This window comes from Microbacterium sp. ZKA21 (assembly GCF_050434165.1).
Lineage (GTDB): Bacteria > Actinomycetota > Actinomycetes > Actinomycetales > Microbacteriaceae > Microbacterium.
Map to the genome: position 1 here is coordinate 458,332 of NZ_JBNPVV010000003.1, position 17,913 is coordinate 476,244.

At 68.1% G+C, this 17,913-nt stretch carries 16 protein-coding genes; 9 read left to right on the forward strand and 7 right to left on the reverse strand.

Annotated elements, in window-relative coordinates:
- Positions 1–39 precede the first annotated feature (39 nt).
- Complete coding sequence (locus tag M2317_RS09540) at positions 40–1,185, reverse strand: Gfo/Idh/MocA family protein (RefSeq protein WP_429459581.1); 1,146 nt, start codon at positions 1,183–1,185, stop codon at positions 40–42.
- A gap of 81 nt (positions 1,186–1,266) precedes the next feature.
- Here M2317_RS09540 and M2317_RS09545 point away from each other — a divergent pair, with 81 nt between their 5' ends.
- Both M2317_RS09545 and M2317_RS09550 read left to right on the forward strand, forming a co-directional pair.
- Positions 1,267–2,001, forward strand: a complete 735-nt coding sequence (locus M2317_RS09545; protein ID WP_429459522.1) for a ThuA domain-containing protein — start codon at positions 1,267–1,269, stop codon at positions 1,999–2,001.
- The gene (locus M2317_RS09550) at positions 1,986–3,077 is read left to right on the forward strand and encodes a Gfo/Idh/MocA family protein (RefSeq protein WP_429459523.1); all 1,092 of its coding nucleotides are present in this window, start codon (positions 1,986–1,988) and stop codon (positions 3,075–3,077) included. Before M2317_RS09545 ends, M2317_RS09550 begins: the two co-directional genes overlap by 16 nt.
- Positions 3,078–3,080: 3 nt before the next feature.
- Here the strand turns inward: M2317_RS09550 and M2317_RS09555 are convergent, their stop codons facing one another.
- Complete coding sequence (locus M2317_RS09555; RefSeq protein ID WP_429459525.1) at positions 3,081–4,106, reverse strand: LacI family DNA-binding transcriptional regulator; 1,026 nt, start codon at positions 4,104–4,106, stop codon at positions 3,081–3,083.
- 160 nt (positions 4,107–4,266) lie between these two features.
- Here M2317_RS09555 and M2317_RS09560 point away from each other — a divergent pair, with 160 nt between their 5' ends.
- From M2317_RS09560 to M2317_RS09580, 5 genes are all read left to right on the forward strand, one after another.
- Positions 4,267–5,487 carry a sugar ABC transporter substrate-binding protein gene (locus M2317_RS09560; protein ID WP_429459527.1) on the forward strand — a complete coding sequence of 407 codons (1,221 nt, stop codon included), beginning with the start codon at positions 4,267–4,269 and terminating at the stop codon, positions 5,485–5,487.
- A 65-nt stretch (positions 5,488–5,552) separates the two neighbouring features.
- Positions 5,553–6,500, forward strand: coding sequence for a carbohydrate ABC transporter permease (locus tag M2317_RS09565; RefSeq protein ID WP_429459529.1), 948 nt, complete (start codon positions 5,553–5,555; stop codon positions 6,498–6,500).
- A gap of 12 nt (positions 6,501–6,512) precedes the next feature.
- Positions 6,513–7,376 (forward strand): carbohydrate ABC transporter permease, encoded by an 864-nt coding sequence (locus tag M2317_RS09570; RefSeq protein ID WP_429459531.1) that lies wholly within the window; start codon positions 6,513–6,515, stop codon positions 7,374–7,376.
- Between the two features lie 29 nt (positions 7,377–7,405).
- Positions 7,406–8,185 (forward strand): ThuA domain-containing protein, encoded by a 780-nt coding sequence (locus M2317_RS09575; RefSeq protein WP_429459533.1) that lies wholly within the window; start codon positions 7,406–7,408, stop codon positions 8,183–8,185.
- Positions 8,182–9,276: a Gfo/Idh/MocA family protein gene (locus tag M2317_RS09580; RefSeq protein WP_429459535.1), complete on the forward strand. Its 1,095-nt coding sequence runs from the start codon at positions 8,182–8,184 to the stop codon at positions 9,274–9,276. Before M2317_RS09575 ends, M2317_RS09580 begins: the two co-directional genes overlap by 4 nt.
- Here the strand turns inward: M2317_RS09580 and M2317_RS09585 are convergent.
- The 5 genes from M2317_RS09585 to M2317_RS09605 all read right to left on the reverse strand — a co-directional run bounded on the left by M2317_RS09585 (position 9,213) and on the right by M2317_RS09605 (position 13,600).
- The gene (locus M2317_RS09585) at positions 9,213–10,304 is read right to left on the reverse strand and encodes a carbohydrate kinase family protein (RefSeq protein WP_429459537.1); all 1,092 of its coding nucleotides are present in this window, start codon (positions 10,302–10,304) and stop codon (positions 9,213–9,215) included. The genes M2317_RS09580 and M2317_RS09585 overlap by 64 nt on opposite strands.
- Entirely contained in the window at positions 10,301–10,606 is a 306-nt protein-coding gene (locus tag M2317_RS09590; RefSeq protein ID WP_429459539.1) for a putative quinol monooxygenase, read from the reverse strand. The genes M2317_RS09585 and M2317_RS09590 overlap by 4 nt, the downstream gene beginning before the upstream one ends.
- Positions 10,603–11,403 carry an ATP-binding cassette domain-containing protein gene (locus tag M2317_RS09595; protein WP_429459541.1) on the reverse strand — a complete coding sequence of 267 codons (801 nt, stop codon included), beginning with the start codon at positions 11,401–11,403 and terminating at the stop codon, positions 10,603–10,605. The genes M2317_RS09590 and M2317_RS09595 overlap by 4 nt, the downstream gene beginning before the upstream one ends.
- Entirely contained in the window at positions 11,400–12,431 is a 1,032-nt protein-coding gene (locus M2317_RS09600) for an ABC transporter permease (protein WP_429459543.1), read from the reverse strand. The genes M2317_RS09595 and M2317_RS09600 overlap by 4 nt, the downstream gene beginning before the upstream one ends.
- Positions 12,432–12,502: 71 nt before the next feature.
- On the reverse strand, positions 12,503–13,600 hold the full coding sequence (locus tag M2317_RS09605) for a substrate-binding domain-containing protein (protein ID WP_429459545.1): 1,098 nt from the start codon (positions 13,598–13,600) through the stop codon (positions 12,503–12,505).
- A 127-nt stretch (positions 13,601–13,727) separates the two neighbouring features.
- Between M2317_RS09605 and M2317_RS09610 the strand changes: the two genes are divergently transcribed.
- Complete coding sequence (locus M2317_RS09610; protein ID WP_429459547.1) at positions 13,728–14,759, forward strand: LacI family DNA-binding transcriptional regulator; 1,032 nt, start codon at positions 13,728–13,730, stop codon at positions 14,757–14,759.
- Between the two features lie 101 nt (positions 14,760–14,860).
- On the forward strand, positions 14,861–17,782 hold the full coding sequence (locus M2317_RS09615; protein ID WP_429459549.1) for a GH32 C-terminal domain-containing protein: 2,922 nt from the start codon (positions 14,861–14,863) through the stop codon (positions 17,780–17,782).
- Positions 17,783–17,913: the final 131 nt, after the last annotated feature.

Consider the following 17,913-nt stretch of genomic DNA (forward strand, 5'->3'; position numbering starts at 1 on the left):
ATTCGAGCGATTCGAAGCAGGCGGCACCGGCAGGGCGCCTCAGTCGCCGATCGGCGTCCAGGCGCTCCCGGCCGCAGAACTGCGCTCCACGGCATCCAGCACCCGCTGCACATGCAGCGCATCCGCGAACGACGGCCGAGGCTGCGTCCCGTCGGCGACCGCCTGCACGAAGTCCACGACCTGGTGCGAGAACCCGTGCTCGTACCCGAGCATGTGCCCTGTGGGCCACCACGAGCCGGTGTAGGGATGGCCGGCCTCGGTGACGAGGATGCGACGGAAACCCTGCTCGAGGTCGGGGTTCGTCGCGTCGTAGAACTCGAGCTCGTTCAGTCGCTCCATGTCGAACGACAGCGCCCCCAGGGACCCTGAGATCTCGAAGCGGAAGGCGTTCTTGCGACCGGTGCGGAAGCGCGTCGCCTCGAAGGAGCCGAGGGCTCCATTGGCGAACCGGCCGTGGAACAGGGCGACGTCGTCCACAGTGACCGGCCCGCGCTCCGTCGAAGCAGTTCCGGAGAGTCCGACGCCCTCGCCGAGCAGCGGGCGTTCGTCGACGATCGTCTCGAGGATTCCCGACACGCTCGACAGCGGGATGCCTGATACGTACTCGACCATGTCGATCGCGTGGGCGCCGATGTCGCCGAGCGACCCCGATCCCGCCCTGTCCTTCTGCAACCGCCAGGTCAGTGGCGCCTCGGCATCCGTCAGCCAGTCCTGCAGGTACTCGGCGCGGATCTGGCGGATCTCGCCGAGTCGACCGTCGGCCACGAGCTGCCGTGCGAACACGGCCGCCGGGACGCGGCGATACGTGAAGCCCACCATGGAGCGGATGCCGCGGCCGGCCGCGTCCTCGGCGGCGCGGGTCATCTCCTCGGCCTCGGCCACGCTGTTCGCGAGCGGCTTCTCGCAGATCACGTGCTTTCCGGCGCGCAGCGCTGCCAGGGCGATCTCGGCGTGCGTGTCGCCGGGGGTGACGATGTCGACGACATCGACGTCATCCCGCTCGACGGCGGTGCGCCAGTCGGTCGCCGTCTCAGCCCATCCCCACTGCTCGGCGGCGGCTGCGGTCTTCTGCGCATCCCGTCCGACGAGCAGATGCATCTCGGGTCGGACCGGCAGATCGAAGAACCGCGGGGCGGTCCGCCAGCCCTGAGAATGGGCGGCACCCATGAATCCGTGGCCGATCATCGCAACACGCATCGACGTCTGTCTCCTTCGACGGTTTCATTTCAAAAGTTGTTTCTGGCAACATATATCGAGGACGACGCGATGTCCAGATCAGCGTCGATCGGAAAAGGAGACCTGGTGAGCACTACGCGTTCAGCCCTCATCGTGCGCGGTGGATGGGACGGGCATCATCCTGTCGAGGCGACGGATCTGTTCGTGCCGTTCCTGCGCGATCAGGGGTACGACGTCAGGATCGAGGAGGGGCCCGCGGTCTACGCGGACGCCGAGACGATGGCGGGCGTCGACCTCATCGTGCAGAGCAACACGATGAGCACGATCGAGCAGGACCAGCTGAAGGGCTTGCGTGCGGCGATCGAAGCCGGCGCCGGCATGGCCGGATGGCACGGCGGCATCGCCGACTCGTACCGCAACAACTCCGACTACCTGCAGCTCATCGGAGGGCAGTTCGCCACGCACCCGGGGCGCCATCCTGAGGAGCGACCGGGTGGCGAGCGAGACAACTACCTGAGCTACACGGTCGAGCTGACCGACCTCGGCCGCTCGCACGAGATCATGGCGGGCATCGACGACTTCGAGCTCGAGACCGAGCAGTACTGGGTGCTGCACGACGACCTCAACGACGTGCTCGCGACGACGACGCATCCGGTGCAGCCGTACCACCCGTGGCATCGGCCGATCGTCTCACCGGCGGTGTGGACGAGGCTGTGGGGCAAGGGGCGGATCTTCGTCGCGACCCCCGGGCACTCGGTCGACATCCTCGAGGACCCGAACGTGCGCACCATCATCGAGCGGGGGATGCTGTGGGCCAGCCGTTGAGCACGCTGAAAGTCGGGATCATCGGATGCGGCAACATCGCCGCCCAGTATCTCGACACGTTCTCCCGGCTCGGCAGCGTCGAACTCGTCGCCGTCGCCGATCTCGTGCCCGAGCGTGCGGCCGAGGTTGCCGCCCGGGTGCCGGGCGTGCAGGCGCTGAGCATCGATGAGCTCCTCGCGGAGCCGTCGATCCAGCTGGTCGTGAACCTGACGATCCCGGCCGCCCACGCCGAGGTCGCCCAGCGGATCATCGCCGCAGGCAAGGAGGTCTACACCGAGAAGCCGCTGACGTCGGATGCCGAATCCGCTGCCGCTGTGCTCGACGCGGCCGCCCGTGCCGGCGTCTGGGTCGGCTGCGCTCCGGACACGGTGCTCGGCACCGGCATCCAGACTGCGCGGAAGGCCGTGGACGACGGGCTGATCGGACGACCGATCTCCGCGACGGCGACCATGATGACCGCGGGGCATGAGCGGTGGCATCCGAACCCGGACTTCTACTACCTCCCCGGCGGTGGGCCGCTGCTGGACATGGGGCCGTACTACGTCTCGGCGCTGATCCAACTGCTGGGACCGGTCGCACGCGTCGTCGGAGCGGGCAGTCGTACGCGCAGCGAGCGCGTCATCGGTTCGGGCGAGCGGGCCGGCGAGCGCATCCCCGTGGAGGTGCTCACTCACATCACCGCGGTTCTCACGCATGAGTCGGGGGCGCTGTCGACGGTCGTGATGTCGTTCGACACGGTCGCCACGAAGGCGTCCAGCATCGAGGTGCACGGCGAGACGGGGTCGCTGGTCGTCCCGGACCCGAACAACTTCGACGGCGACGTCCAGCTGCGCACGCTCGGCGGCGACGCCTGGGAGACCCTTCCGGTCTCGGCGGGATACGTCGGGGCAGGGCGGGGCATCGGCATCCATGACCGCGCGGTCTCCGGTGCGGAAGCAGCTCGTGCGTCCGGGGCCGTCGGATACCACGCGCTCGACATCATGCTGTCGGTGCTGCGCGCGGCTGATGAGGGCGGGACGGTCGTCGTCGAGAGCACGTGCGAGCGACCGTCTCCGGTCGCGCTCGCCGAGTTCTGAGGCTCAGCGAGTCGCTCGCGCCGGTGCGAGCGACTCGCCGGGCTGCATCTCGCACGCCAGGAGCACGGCTGGGGGCTCGGCGTCGGCGTTGGCGATCCGTTCGATGATCGCATCGACGCCGAGCCGCCCGAGCTCCTCTCCAGGGGTCCGCATGTAGTTCAGCGGCGGATCGGCCATCCCCGCCATGTTGGCGGAGGAGCCGATCGAGATGATCGAGATGTCGTCGGGCACGCGGCTGCCGGCATCCCGCAGGCCCATCACGATGCCGGGCGCGGCGTGCTCGTTCATCAGCACGAGGGCGGTGAGCTCCGGATGCTCGGTCGCCAGTGTCCGGCCGAGCCGGCGTCCGTCCAGTGAGTTCTCGGGGCACGGCACGATCAGCGGATCGGAGTCGCCGCGCTGAGACATCTCCCTGCGGAAGCAGGCGCGCGAGCGCTCCGCGGCGCCGTGGCCCTCGAGATGCAGGTCTCCCCAGTTCCCGGTGATGAACGCGATCCGGCGGTGTCCGAGCTCGTCGAGAGCCGCCACGGCCTCGGACATGGACGTCTCGAAGTCGACGTCCACGAAGGTGAGGCCGGCGGGGTCGCGGGTGCGGCCGATGAGGACGAAGGGCGTGCTGCCCGGGAGGAGCGCCTGGACCCGCGCGTCCTCCATCTGCACCTCCATGAGGAGAACGCCGTCGACGAGGCCGGTGTTCGCGAGGGCGGCGGCCTCGTTCGCGTCGTTGCTGATCGGCCACATCACGAGGTTCAGCCCGCGCTCCTGCGCGCGGGCGGCCGCACTCGTGAAGAAGCCCATCACGGAGCCGGTGGCCGGTCGCTGCAGCGCCGGGTAGAGCAGAGCGATGATGTTCGTGCGGCCCCGAGCCAGCGCCGCACCCACGGGGTTGCGCCGATATCCGAGGTCGCGCATCGCGGTCTCGACGCGCTCGCGCGTCCCTGCCGATATCGGCTTGGCCCCGCTGAGGACGAACGAGACCGTCGCGATCGAGACGTTCGCGCGCTTCGCGACGTCATTCATGGTGACCATTGCGCTCCCGTTCGATTCCACTTGTTGACAACCACAACTTATCGATCCATACTCGTTCCCACCGAGAGTTTAAACGCTTTAACGATCGCCGCGACGAGGGCGCACCGAGCCCGTCCGGCACCGTTTCGCTGTACCCGCATCTCACACAAAGGAGTCACCGATGCGCACTCGACGCACCCTGTTCACGGCCGCCGCGGCCCTCACGATCGTTCCGCTCGCACTCGCCGGGTGCAGCTCCGGAGGTGGAGGCGCCTCCGACGGCGACCCGTCGACGATCACGATCCTCGACTACTACAACAACGAGCCGGACAAGGGGCTCGTCCAGGATCTGCTCGACCAGTGCGCTGCCGAGCTCGATCTGACGATCGAGAGGGAGTCGGTGCCCGGCAAGGACCTCATCCAGAAGGTGCTCCAGCGCGCGTCCTCGAAGACGCTGCCCGATGTGCTCATGCTCGACAACCCGGACGTGCAGGAGATCGCGGCGAGCGGCGCGCTGGCGCCGCTGAGCGACTTCGACGTCGACACGTCCGGCTACATCGACGGGATCATCGAAGCGGCCACCTACGAGGGCGAGGTCTACGGGCTGGCTCCGGCCGTCAACACCCTCGGCCTGTTCTACAACGTCGACATCCTCGAAGCCGCCGGCATCGCCCCGCCCACCACATGGGCCGAGCTGAAGGATGCCGCGGCGAAGCTGACCGTCGGCGACCAGTACGGCATGGCGTTCTCCGCCATCGCGACGTACGAGGGCTCGTGGCAGTTCCTGCCGTTCATGTGGACCAACGGCGGAGACGAGACCGACCTCCAGACGCCCGAGAACGCCGAGGCGCTGCAGCTCTGGGTGGACCTGGTCGACTCCGGCTCGGCATCCCAGAGCGTCATCAACTGGAGCCAGGGCGACGTGAAGGACCAGTTCGCCGCAGGCAAGGCCGCCATGATGGTCAACGGTCCGTGGAACATCCCGGCTCTGAACGAGACGGACGTGAACTGGGCGAGTGTGCAGCTGCCGGTGAACGAGGCCGGCCAGACGCCGGTCGCCCCGCTCGGGGGCGAGGTGTGGACGGTTCCGCAGACCGGCGACGCCGAGAAGCAGGCCAACGCCGCGAAGTTCGTCGAGTGCATGGGCAGCGACGACATCGCGCTGCAGGCGGCCGAGACGCGCTTCACGGTCCCGACGCGCACCGACGTCATCCCGGAGTTCACCGAGAAGGTGCCTGACATGGCCGCCTTCGCGGAGCAGGTCGTCAATGCCCGTTCCCGCACCGGAAAGCTCGGCGAGGAATGGCCGACGCAGGCGACCGTGATCTACAACGCCATTCAGCTCGCGCTCACCGGCAAGGCGACTCCCGACGTCGCATTCGAGCAGGCCGCCCAGGGCTGAGCCCGCATCCGACGCCCCGCGGTCGCGCCCCGGCGCGCCGCGGGGCATCCGGAAGGGAGATCGAGATGACAACGACTGCGACCACGTCCGCGCCGGCCGTCACGGCGCCGCCGTCTGCCACGCGCCCACGGCGCCGATTCCGACGGGACACGATCGTCAAGGCGCTCTTCGTCGCGCCGGCCGCGCTCTACATCGTGCTGTTCTTCGGCTACCCGGTGGTCAAGAACCTCACGATGAGCTTCCAGGACTACACGACCAAGACCTTCTTCACCGGAGAAGCGCCCTGGGTCGGCCTGCAGAACTACCTCACGGTGGTCAGCAGCAACCTGTTCTGGCCGGCCATGACGAACACCGCGCTCTTCACGATCGGGTCGATCGCCGGTCAGTTCATGATCGGCCTCGCACTGGCGGTGTTCTTCCATCACCGCTTCCCGCTCAGCGGATTCCTGCGGGCCATGCTGCTGCTGCCCTGGCTGCTTCCGCTGATCGTCGCCAGCGCGACGTGGCGGTCCATCATGGATCAGGACAGCGGCATCCTGAACGCGTTCCTCGGCAGCCTCGGCATCGGGGCCGTCCCCTGGCTGACCAGCCCGGATGTAGCCCTGCTCAGTGTGATCCTGGTGAACATCTGGATCGGCATCCCGTTCAACGTCACCATCCTGTACGGCGGGCTCCAGGACATCCCTGAGGAGCTCTACGAGGCCGCATCGCTCGATGGGGCCACCGGGTGGAAGGCGTTCTGGCACATCACACTGCCGAACCTGCGACCGGTCATCAACGTCGTGCTCGTGCTCGGTGTCGTCTACACGCTGAAGGTCATCGACATCATCCTCGGCCTCACCAACGGGGGACCTGCGAACGCGACGCAGACCATCGCGATCCGTTCGTACCAGACGTCGTTCATCGACTTCGAGTTCGGCGTCGGTGCGGCCTTCAGCAACATCCTGATCCTGATCTCGCTGGTCTTCGCGTTCGTCTATCTGCGCGGAAACCGCAAGGCCGTCGACGAGTAGAACGGAACGAACATGACAACCATGGCCATCGTCACCGGCGACTCCGCGGCCGCACGCCGCGCGCAGCGCCGGTCAGGGCGGAGCATCGGGTACACGGTTCTGGGGATCGTCTTCCTCATCATCATGCTGTTCCCGGTGTACTGGATGATCAACGCCTCGCTGCAGCCGTCGGGCAACACGCTGACGGCGACGCTGTTCCCGGTGAACCCGAGCTTCGCCGGATACGAGAAGGCGATCGCCGACCAGGGGGCGAATCTCGTCACGAGCCTCATCATCTCGGTCGGCACGGTGATCCTCAGCCTCGCCATCGCGGCACCAGCCGCGTATGCGCTCGCGCAGTTCCGGTACCGCTGGATCAACGTGGCGCTGCTCGCGGTGCTGATCGCGCAGATGATCCCCGGCATCGTGATCGCGAACGCGCTGTACGCCGCGTACAACGACATCGGGCTCCTGAACTCGATTCCCGGTTTGGTCCTCGCGGACGCGACCTCGGCGATCCCGTTCTCCACCATGATCCTGCGCGCCTTCATGATGAGCGTGCCGCCGTCCATCATCGAAGCGGCGCGCGTCGACGGGGCCGGGCACTTCCGCGCCTTCTGGTCGATCGTGCTGCCGGTGGCGAAGAACTCGCTGATCACCGCAGGGCTGTTCGCCTTCCTGTTCTCGTGGAGCGACTTCCTGTTCGCGCTGACGCTCACGACCACCGAGGACATCACCCCCGTGACGCTCGGCATCTACCAGTACCTGGGAACTCAGGTCGCCAACTGGAGCGCCGTCATGGCCACGGCCGTGCTGTCGTCCATCCCGGCGATCCTGCTGCTGGTGCTCGCCCAGCGCTACATCGCGGCCGGCGCCACCGGCGGCGCCGTCAAGTAATCAGACCGAAGAATCAAGGAGCAGAGAGAATGACCACCCCCGAACACCCCATCCGCGTCGTCGTCTGGGGCGAGAACCGCCACGAGCAGGTCGAGCAGAAGGTGCGCGACATCTATCCGCACGGCATGCACACCACGATCAAGGAGGGCATCGAGGAGAACCTCGGCGGGCGAGCGGTCGTCACCACCGTCACGCTCGACGACCCGGAGCACGGCCTGACCGAGCAACTGCTGGCGGACACCGACGTGCTCGTCTGGTGGGGGCACGCCGCCCACGGCGAGGTCGCGGACGAGATCGTGGAGCGCGTGCACCGGCACGTTCTCGCCGGCATGGGGCTGCTCGTGCTGCACTCCGGCCACTGGTCGAAGATCTTCGGCAAGCTGATGGGCACCTCCTGCACGCTGCGCTGGCGCTCGAAGGATGACCGCGAGATCGTGTGGACCGTGGACCCGACGCATCCGATCGCGCAGGGCATCCCGCATCCGTTCATCATCCCCGCGCAGGAGATGTACGGCGAGTTCTTCGACGTGCCGGCCCCCGACGAGCTGGTGTTCCTGTCGACGTTCTCCGGCGGAGAGGTCTTCCGCAGCGGCATGACGTACCGCCGCGGCTTCGGGAAGATCTTCTACTTCAGCCCCGGTGACCAGGACTACCCGGTCTACCACCAGGCCGAGGTGCGCACGATCATCTCGAACGCCGTCGAATGGGCGAAGACTCTGCGCCCGGAGCGCACCAGCCCGGTGCTGCTGCGCTACGAGCGCGAGGACTTCTACAACGGCCAGGGCTACCAGGGAGCGATGGAGCGATGACGCAGTTCCGTACCGTCGGCGCGGATCGGCCGCTGCGGCTCGTGCAGGTCGGCGCCGGCGGCATGGGGCGCGCCTGGCTGCGCACGATCACCGCGGATCCCGGCGTCGAGCTGGTCGGTCTCGTCGACCTCGACCTCGATACCGCGCGCGCCGCTCTCGCGGATGCCGGGCTCGAGGGTGTGGAGATCGGCCGCAGCACGGCGGAGGTCGCCAGGATCACCTCCGCGGATGCCGTGGTCAACGTCACGGTTCCCGAAGCGCACCTCGTCGTGAACCGCGAGGCGCTGGAGGCCGGGCTCCCCGTGCTGTGCGAGAAGCCGGCGGCGCCGACGGTGGCCACGGCGATCGTGCAGGCGGCGATCGCGGAGGCGGCAGGGGAGCTGCTGATGATCAGCCAGTCGCGGCGCTTCTTCCCCGAGCTGCGGGCGTTCCGGCGTGAGGTAGCGGCCCTCGGGACGATCGGCACCGTGAGGTGCGACTTCTTCAAGGCCCCGCACTTCGGCGGGTTCCGTGAGGAGATGCCGCACGTCCTGCTCGTCGACATGGCGATCCACGCCTTCGACGCCGCCAGGTACCTCGTCGGTGCCGAGCCGGTGTCGGTGTACTGCGAGGAGTACAACCCGGAGTGGAGCTGGTACGACGGCGCGGCGAACGCCGTCGCCGTGTTCGAGTTCGACGGCGGTGCCCGCTACGTCTACAGCGGCAGCTGGTGCGCCCCGGGACTCGAGACCTCGTGGAACGGGTCGTGGCGCGTGAGCGCCGCGGACGGTTCGGCCGAGTGGGACGGACAGGCGGCGCCGGTGGTGCACCGACCGGATGCCGGCGAACCCGTGGTCGCGGCCGTCGAACCCTCCGCGCAGGAGCTGGCCGGTTCTCTGGCGTTGTTCGTCGCGGCGCTGCGCTCGGGCACCGCGCCGGAGAACGCAGCACGTGACAATCTGCGCAGCCTCGCGATGGTCGAGGCGGCCGTGCAGTCAGCGGAGACCGGGCAGCGGGTGCGCATCGACGACGTCCTCGCGCAGGCGCGTCAGGATGCGCTCGCGGTGACGGACCGCGAGGACGTCAGGGAGCGGCTCTCCGCGTCGGCCTGAGCCTCGCCGGCCGCGGCCTGCACGGGGGCCGACACGCCACCCGTCGGACGTTTCGGCGGATTCGGTCCGACATCTGGCGTGTCGGCCCCCGAAACGGAAGACGACGGCGGCCCCGGGAGCTCGTCCCGGCGTGGAGGATCGGCGCCGGGACGGGACACGGTGATCGCGGCCGCGTGGGCGCTGAGCGTCAACAGGCTGCGCAGGGTGTCCGCATCGATGCGCCGGAGCCGCTCGCGCGCCTCCGACCCCCGGTATCCGAGATCGACGAGACCGGCGATCAGAGCGGCCATGAAGGTGTCGCCGGCACCGACGGTGTCGACGACCTCGGCAGGATGCCCGGCGATCCGCGTCTCTCGATCGGACGTGACGGTGACGGCTCCGTGCTGTCCCAGGGTCACCACGACCACGGCGGCACCGGCGGCCACCCAGGAGCGCGCCGCATCGAGTGGGCCGAGGCCGGGGTAGAGCCAGGCGAGGTCCTCGTCGCTCGCCTTGACGAGGTCGCTGAGTGCGATGAAGGTCTCGGCCTGTCGGCGAGCGCCGGAGCGCGCGCCCAGCAGCGAAGGGCGGATGTTCGGATCGTAGGTGATGAGTGATGTCTCGCGGAGATCGGTGAGCAGTTGCCGCACCTTCGCCGCGCCGGGTTCGAGGAAGGTCGCGATCGACCCCGCGTGCGCCAGTGCGGGTGGCGCGTAACGGTCGCCCACAGCAACCGCATCCAGGTCCCAGCCGATATCGAAGGCGTACCGGGCCGAACCGTTCGCGTCGAGGTGCGCGGTGGCGGTCGCCGTGCGTACCGCGGGTGCGGCCATCACCTCGACACCGGACTCCTCCAGCCAGTGCCGGATCCGATCGCCGCGCGCATCGTCGCCGAGCTGCGTCAACAGGCGCGGCTCGATACCGAGACGACCCAGCGCCAGAGCGACATTGGCAGGGCTGCCGCCGGGGGTCTCGTCGACCTGTCCGTCCGCCCGATGGACGACGTCGACGAGAGCCTCACCGACGACGAGCACCTCTGCGCGCGTCACGGTGCTCCGACCGGCGTGAGGAAGGACAACGCGCTGTGCGGCTCGACGATCAGCGGGGTGAGCTTCGCGTTGAAGACCCTCCCCGGCTCCGCTTCGAGGTGCGCGGCGAATCCGTCGCGATCACGGTACGTCTCGAAGACCACGAATCCCTCCGGTGACTCCAGCCGCCGGTACACCTCGAACGCGATGTTGCCCGGTTCCGCGCGAACGACCTGCGCGTAGTCGCGGATCAGCGCCTCGACCTCGGCTGCAGCGCCCGGGATCGCGGTGAACTCGGCGTAGAGCGCCACCGGTTCGCTCATGCCTGCGCCGCTCCGGTCATGATCGCCACGGCGTCTGTCATGGTGTGCGACTGCGGTGTGATGGTCGCCGCCCGCTTGCCCAGCCGCTGCACGTGGATGCGGTCGGCCACCTGGAACACATGCGGCATGTTGTGCGAGATGAGGATGACGGGAATCCCGTTTCCCCGCAGGTTCTCGATGAGCTCGAGAACCTGGTTCGACTCGCGCACGCCGAGCGCGGCGGTCGGCTCGTCGAGGACGACGACCTTCGAGCCGAACGCCGCCGCACGTGCCACGGCAACGGCCTGACGCTGTCCGCCGGAGAGGTTCTCGACCGAGACCGTGACGTCCTGCAGGGTGGAGATGCCGAGCTTCAGCACCTGCTCACGAGCATCCTTGCGCATCCCGGCGGTATCGAGCGCGCGGAACACCGACCCGAGGATGCCGCTCTTGCGGCGCTCCCGACCCAGATAGAGGTTCGAGGCGACGTCGAGCGCCGGCGAGACGGCGAGATTCTGGTACACGGTCTCGATGCCGGCGTTGCGGGCGTCCTGCGGGCGCTTGAAGTGCACCTCCTGCCCGTCGAGGAACAGCTTTCCCTCGTCGGGGATGTAGGCACCGGTGAGGCACTTGATGAGCGTGGACTTGCCGGCACCGTTGTCGCCGATGACGGCGAGGACCTCGCCCGCGTAGAGCTGCAGGCTGACGCCGTCGAGACCGACCACGCGGCCGAACGTCTTCACGAGCCGCTTCGCCTCGAGTACGGGTGCTCCGCTCGGCACGGGGGCCTGATAGGGGGCCTGAACTGTCTCGGTCATTTGCGTACCTTCCTGATCCACTGGTCGATGGCGACCGCGACGATGACGAGGATGCCGATGGCGAGCGTCTGATACAGCCCGTCGACCCCGGCGAGGAACAGGCCGTTGCGGAAGACGCCGACGATGATCGCGCCCAGCAGCGTGCCCCAGATGAGACCGCGGCCACCGAAGAGGGATGTGCCTCCGATGACGACGGCGGTGATGGAATCGAGGTTCAGGTCGGCACCTGCGTTGGGGCTCGCCGCCCCGGAGCGTCCGATCTGGATCCAGGCCGCCACCGCGAGGATGGCGCCCGCGGCGATGTACACGCTCAGCAGCACCTTCTTCGTCGAGATACCAGCGAGTCGGGCTGCATCCTCGTCATCGCCGACGGCGTAGACGTGGCGTCCCCACGCGGTGCGTCCGAGGATGTACGCCACCAGTGCGTACAGCACGAGCATGATCACGACGCCGACCGTGAGCCGGACGTCGCCGATCGGCAGCGCCGTGGCCGTCCACGTGAGCAGCTCGGGCATGTCGGCCTTGCGCACCGTCTGGCCGCCGCTGTAGAGCAGGGTCAGGGCGATGAAGATGTTGAACGTTCCGAGCGTCGCGATGAACGGTGGCAGCTTCACGCGGGTGACCAGCAGTCCATTCAGCGCACCGGCTGCGAGCGCGGCGACGAGGCCGATCAGCAGTGCGAGCGGCGCGGGCAGGCCGTTGTTCGCCGCCGTCTGCGCCATGACCATCGAGGTGCCGATCATCAGCGCGCCGACCGACAGGTCGATTCCGGCGGTGAGGATGATCAGCGTCTGAGCGATGGCGACTGTGCCGACCACGGAGACCTGATCGAGGACCAGCGACAGGTTGGCCGCGGCGAAGAAACGCGGGTTGATCGTGCCGAACACGATGACGGCGATCACGAGGACCACCGCCGGGCTGATCGCGGGGTAGCGGTGCAGGATGCCGCGGACGCGATCGACCGGTGTGCGCCGGTCGAGGAACTCGGCGGCGAGATCCAGGGTAGAGGTGGGAGCTTCTTGGGTCATGATGTCACTTCCTCACGTCGGGCGGATGCCGCAGCAGCGATCGGTGCTCGCTGCGGCATCCGGAGCGTTGCTTACTCGCCGCCCCAGCACAGGTCGGCTGCTTCGGCGGTGTCGATGGACTCGACGCCGTCGACGGGCTGGTCGGTGACGAGCGCGACGCCGGTGTTGAAGAAGTCCAGGCCGTCCGTCGTCTCAGGCTTCGTGCCGTCGTTCACCAGTTCCGCGATCGCCTGCACGCCGAGCTCGGCCATCTTCACGGGATACTGCTGGCTGGTGGCGTCGATGATGCCTTCTTCGACCTGGCCGACGCCGGCGCAGCCGCCGTCGATCGAGACGATCAGGACGTCGTCGTCGCTCTTGCCCGCGGCCTCCAGCGCCTGGTAGGCGCCGTACGCTGCCGGCTCGTTGATCGTGTAGACGACGTTGATGTCCGGGTTCTTGGCGAGCAGGTTCTCCATCGCGGTGCGGCCGCCGTCCTCGGCACCCTGGGATGCCTCGTTGCCGACGATCTCGTAACTGCCGCCCGAGTACGAGCCGGTGGACTCCTCATCGCCGTTGACCTGCTCGTCGGCGAGATCGATGCCCATGCCGGCGAGGAAGCCCTGGTCGCGGTTGTAGTCGACGCTCACCGCCTTGTCGTCGAAGAGGTCGATGAGCCCGATGACGGCATCCGCTCCGTCGAGCTTCGCGGCCGTCCACTCGCCGATGTACTCGCCGGCGAGGTAGTTGTCCGTCGCGAACGTGATGTCCACGGCGTCCGCGGGGTCCGGCACGGTGTCCAGTGCGATGACGTAGATGCCGGCATCGCGGGCCTTCTCGATCGCGTCGAGCACAGCCGGGCCGTTCGGAGTGATCAGGATGCCCTTGTCGCCCTTGGAGATCGCGGCCTCGATCGCCTGGATCTGCGTGTCCTCATCGCCGTCCTCCTTGCCGGCGGCCAGCGTCAGAGTCACGCCGTCCTCCTCGGCCGCGGCCTTGGCGCCCTCCTGCATCGCGACGAAGAACGGATTGGAGTTGGTCTTCACGATCAGGGAGACGCCGATCGCGTCGTCGGCGGTGTCGCCACCAGGCGTCGTGCTCGACGAGCATCCGGTGAGCGCGATCGCGAGTCCGGCGGAGGCGGCAAAGGTCGCCATCAGCGTGCGGCTGGTTCGGGTGGTGAGCTTCATCTTTGAATTCCTCTCGGCTGTCGTCGCCTCGTTGACAACGATGTCATGAGCCAGTTGTAGTCCAGTTCTGAGCTACAGTCAAGGCATCGAGCGGAATGGGTGATCAGCTGTGACAACGAAGCCACCGATGGAGGATCGTCAGCCCGTACGGCCGCGCGCCACCATGAAGCATGTCGCCTCGCTCGCCGGCGTCGGCATCAAGACCGTCTCCCGCGTGATCAATGGCGAGCCGAATGTCGCCGAGGCCACCGCCGCGAAGGTGTGGGATGCCGTGCGTGCGCTGGACTACCAGCCCGATCTGCAGGCCGGGAGCCTTCGGCGAGCGGACGGCCGCACCCGGACCCTCGGGCTGCTCGTGGGCAGCGTGGACAACCCGTTCTCCGGAGCGATCCATCGCGCCGTCGAAGACGCGGCCTCGGCCCGAGGCGTGTCGGTGTTCGCGTCCAGCCTCGATGACGATCCGAGTCGTGAGGGCGATGCGGTGCGCAACTTCCTCCAGCGCCGAGTGGACGCGCTCATCCTCACCGCCGCCAGGGCGACGCCCGACTACCTCGAGCAGATCCGCGATCGCGGCGTCCCGGTCGTCTACGTCGACCGCGAGCCGCTCATGGGCGGACTCGACACGGTCGCCAGCGACAATCGTGAGGGCGCCAGGCGTGCTACCGAGCATCTGATCGACCATGGCCACCGGCGGATCGCACTGCTCGTGGACCGGATGGACCTCATCACTGCCGCGCAGCGCCACCAGGGCTTCTTCGATGCCCTCGGTGCCGCCGGTATCCCCACCGGCGACGCGAGCGTCGTGACCGAGCTGCACGATGCGCACCAGGCGCGCGATGCCGTCCATCGACTGATGGCCTCGGACGAACCGCCGACCGCGATCTTCAGCGCGCAGAACCTGATCACCCTCGGCGTGCTGCACGCACTGCGCGAACTCGGTCTCGAGCGCACGACGGCCCTGGTCGGATTCGATGATCTTCCGCTCGCGGACCTCATGGATCCGGGCGTCTCCGTGGTCGCGCAGGACCCCCAGGAGATCGGTCGGGCAGCGGCGGAGCGCGTTTTCGCCCTTCTGGACGGGGCCGGCGGCGAAGCTCGACGGATCGTCGTGCCGACAACGCTCATCGCCCGCGGCAGCGGCGAGCTCCTGCCGCGCTGAGCCAGAAGGTCGGTTGCGTTGTCCGGCGGACAGCGTCTATGGTCGGCTCCGATGTTCTGACATCGATGTCAGAACATTTCGCGCTGCACGAAGGAGAGCAGATGACGTACTCATCCGACCGCCCGCACCGCCGGAGGTCGATCCACCGCTGGATCCGCACGACGGGTGCGCTGACGATCGCTGCGGCGACGGTGCTCGGCGGTATCACCGCACCCGCACTGGCCGCGGATGCGCCGCCCGAGGACGAGCAGTACCGCCCGCTGGTGCACTTCACGCCGGAGAAGAACTGGATGAACGACCCCAACGGCATGGTCTTCGTCGACGGGACCTATCATCTGTTCTTCCAGCACAACCCGAAGGGGACGACCTGGGGCAACATGAGCTGGGGACACGCCACCTCTCCGGATCTGCTGCACTGGGAGGAGCAGCCGCTGGCGATCCCGCAGACCTTCGATGAGAACGGCGCGTCGATCGAGGACATCTTCTCGGGGTCGATCGTCGTCGACGAGAACAACTCCGCCGGCTTCGGGCCGGAGGGATCCAGCCCGCTCGTCGCCGTCTACACGTCCGCGTACACGCCGCAGCATCCGCAGCTCGCCGGCATCCAGGCGCAGTCGCTCGCGTACAGCCTGGACGAGGGGCAGACATGGACGAAGTACGAGGGCAACCCCGTTCTCAACCGGAACTCTGCGAACTTCCGCGATCCGAAGGTGTTCTGGTACGACGGTCCCGCGGGCGCGTACTGGGTCATGGCCGCGGTCGAGGCGACCGATCACAAGGTCGTGCTCTACAAGAGCGCGGATCTGAAGTCATGGGAGCATCTGTCGGACTTCGGCCCGGCGAATGCGACCAGCGGCATCTGGGAATGCCCCGATCTGTTCGAGCTCCCCGTCGACGGGGATCCGGGGAACACCAAGTGGGTGATGGTCGTGAACCTCAACCCCGGACACGTGAACGGAGGAAGCGGCGGGCAGTACTTCGTCGGTGATTTCGACGGTGTGACGTTCACGTCGGAATCCACCGACGGGCCGCTCGAGCTCGTCGACGGTGAACTCTTCGCCGGATTCGACGGCGGGGACTACGAGGGCTGGACGGTGTCCAACGACCCGGACAGCACGCAGAACGGTCCGTGGGGCTCTGCGCCGGCCGCGGGCACGCTCGACGGCCAGATGACGGTCGCGGGGTATCTCGGCGACGGGCTCGTGAACGGCTTCATCGGCCACGACGGCACCGTCGGTTCACTCGAGTCCCCTGCTTTCACGATCGACGATGACTACGTCAACCTCCTCGTCGGCGGGGGAGAGCATCCGCACGTGCCGGGGGCCCAACTGGAGAACGTCCCGCCGGAGGGCCGGGTCGTGTTCGACTTCGAACTCGCCGACGACGAGAACCTGCAGACCACGGGCTGGGAGCTCACCGGAGACTTCGCGATCGACCCGGCGCTGAACCCCTCGACCCGCGGGGGCGACTACTACCTCGGCGCCGAGCGCATCAACACGATCGAAGGCGGTCCGAACGCCGATGGCAACACGGGCACCATGACGTCGCCGAGCTTCGCGCTCGACGGAGATCACGTCTCGTTCCTGATCGGAGGCGGGCAGCGAGCGGACGGGAGTCTGCAGCTCGAACTCGTCGTCGACGGGAAGGTCGTGCGCACCGCGACCGGCGCGAACAGCGGGCTGCTGCAGTGGGCGTCGTGGGACGTCGCCGAGTTCGAAGGCCAGGACGCGCAGGTGCGGATCCGCGATGAGGCCACCGGCGGATGGGGCCACCTCACTCTCGACCACGTCGTCGTCGGCGACGAGCCGGCGCAGATCCGCTCCGATGAGACGAGCGTGAGCCTGATCGTCGATGGCGAGGTCGTGCGCACGGCCACAGGGGCGAACAGCGAGAATCTCGACTGGGTGTCGTGGGATGTGCGCGAGTTCAGCGGCCGGGAGGCGTCCATCCGGATCGTCGACAACAACCGTTTCGGCTGGGGGCACATCCTGGTCGATCAGGTGATGTTCTCGGATGCGGCGCAGAGCACTGCAGCCGAGGGGTACGACTGGCTCGACTGGGGCCGCGACTACTACGCGGCGGTGTCGTACTCCGGCACGCCGGCGGACTCGCGCATCATGCAGGGCTGGATGAACAACTGGGACTACGCGGGCGAGATCCCGACATCGACGTGGCGCAGTTCGAACACGCTGCCGCGCGAAGTGGTGCTGGTGAACACGTCGGACGGTCCGCGTCTGCGGCAGGAGGTCGTCTCTCAGATCGACGCGCAACTGGATGTCTCGTCCGCACGGACGCGCTCCGACGTGACGGTGGACGGTGACACCGGCCTCGACCTGTCGGGGGATGTTGCGAAGGTCGAACTCGCTCTGCGTCTCGGCGATGCAGAGCGAGCGGGGATCACCGTGTTCTCCGATGGCGAGAGCGGGACGAAGATCGGCTACGACGCGGAGACGGAACGGGTCTTCATCGATCGCACCGACTCCGGGAACGTCGATTTCCACCCCGCGTTCGCGTCGATCGACGACGCCCCGCTCGCGCTCGACGACGGGATGATCACGCTCGAGGTCTATCTCGATCGGGCATCTGTGGAACTCTTCGCCGCCGACGGAATGCTCACCATGACGGACCAGGTGTTCCCGACAGCGGGTGCGGACGAGATCACTGCGTGGTCCGAAGGGGGAGCCGCGACGATCGAGAGCATCACCGTGACACCACTCATCCCGACGATGTGGGACGTGCCGGAGCCGGCACCGCAGCCGACCATCGAGCTGGGGCAGACCTCGATCGCCGCGGGGGGATCGCTCCTCGTCACCGGCTCCGGCTTCGACGCCGGTGAGCGGCTGACGGTGGATCTCGTCGCGGATCGGATCGGCGCCAAGAAGGTCACTGCGGACGATGCCGGCGACGTCAGCCGTCGGGTCCCCGTGCCCGGCAACCTCGCGGCAGGGGAGTACACGATCGCGGTGACCCGAGCCGATGGCTCGGTGATCGAGAAGGCACTGATCGTGACCTCTCGGCGCTGAGCCGGGTCGTGGGGGGGGGGGGGGGGGGCGGCGGCCCCCCCCCCCCCCCCGGGGGGGCCCCCCCCCCCCCGGGGGGGCGGGGGGGGGGTTGGGGGGGGGGAAGGTGGTGGGGGGGCCGGCCCGGCGGCGGG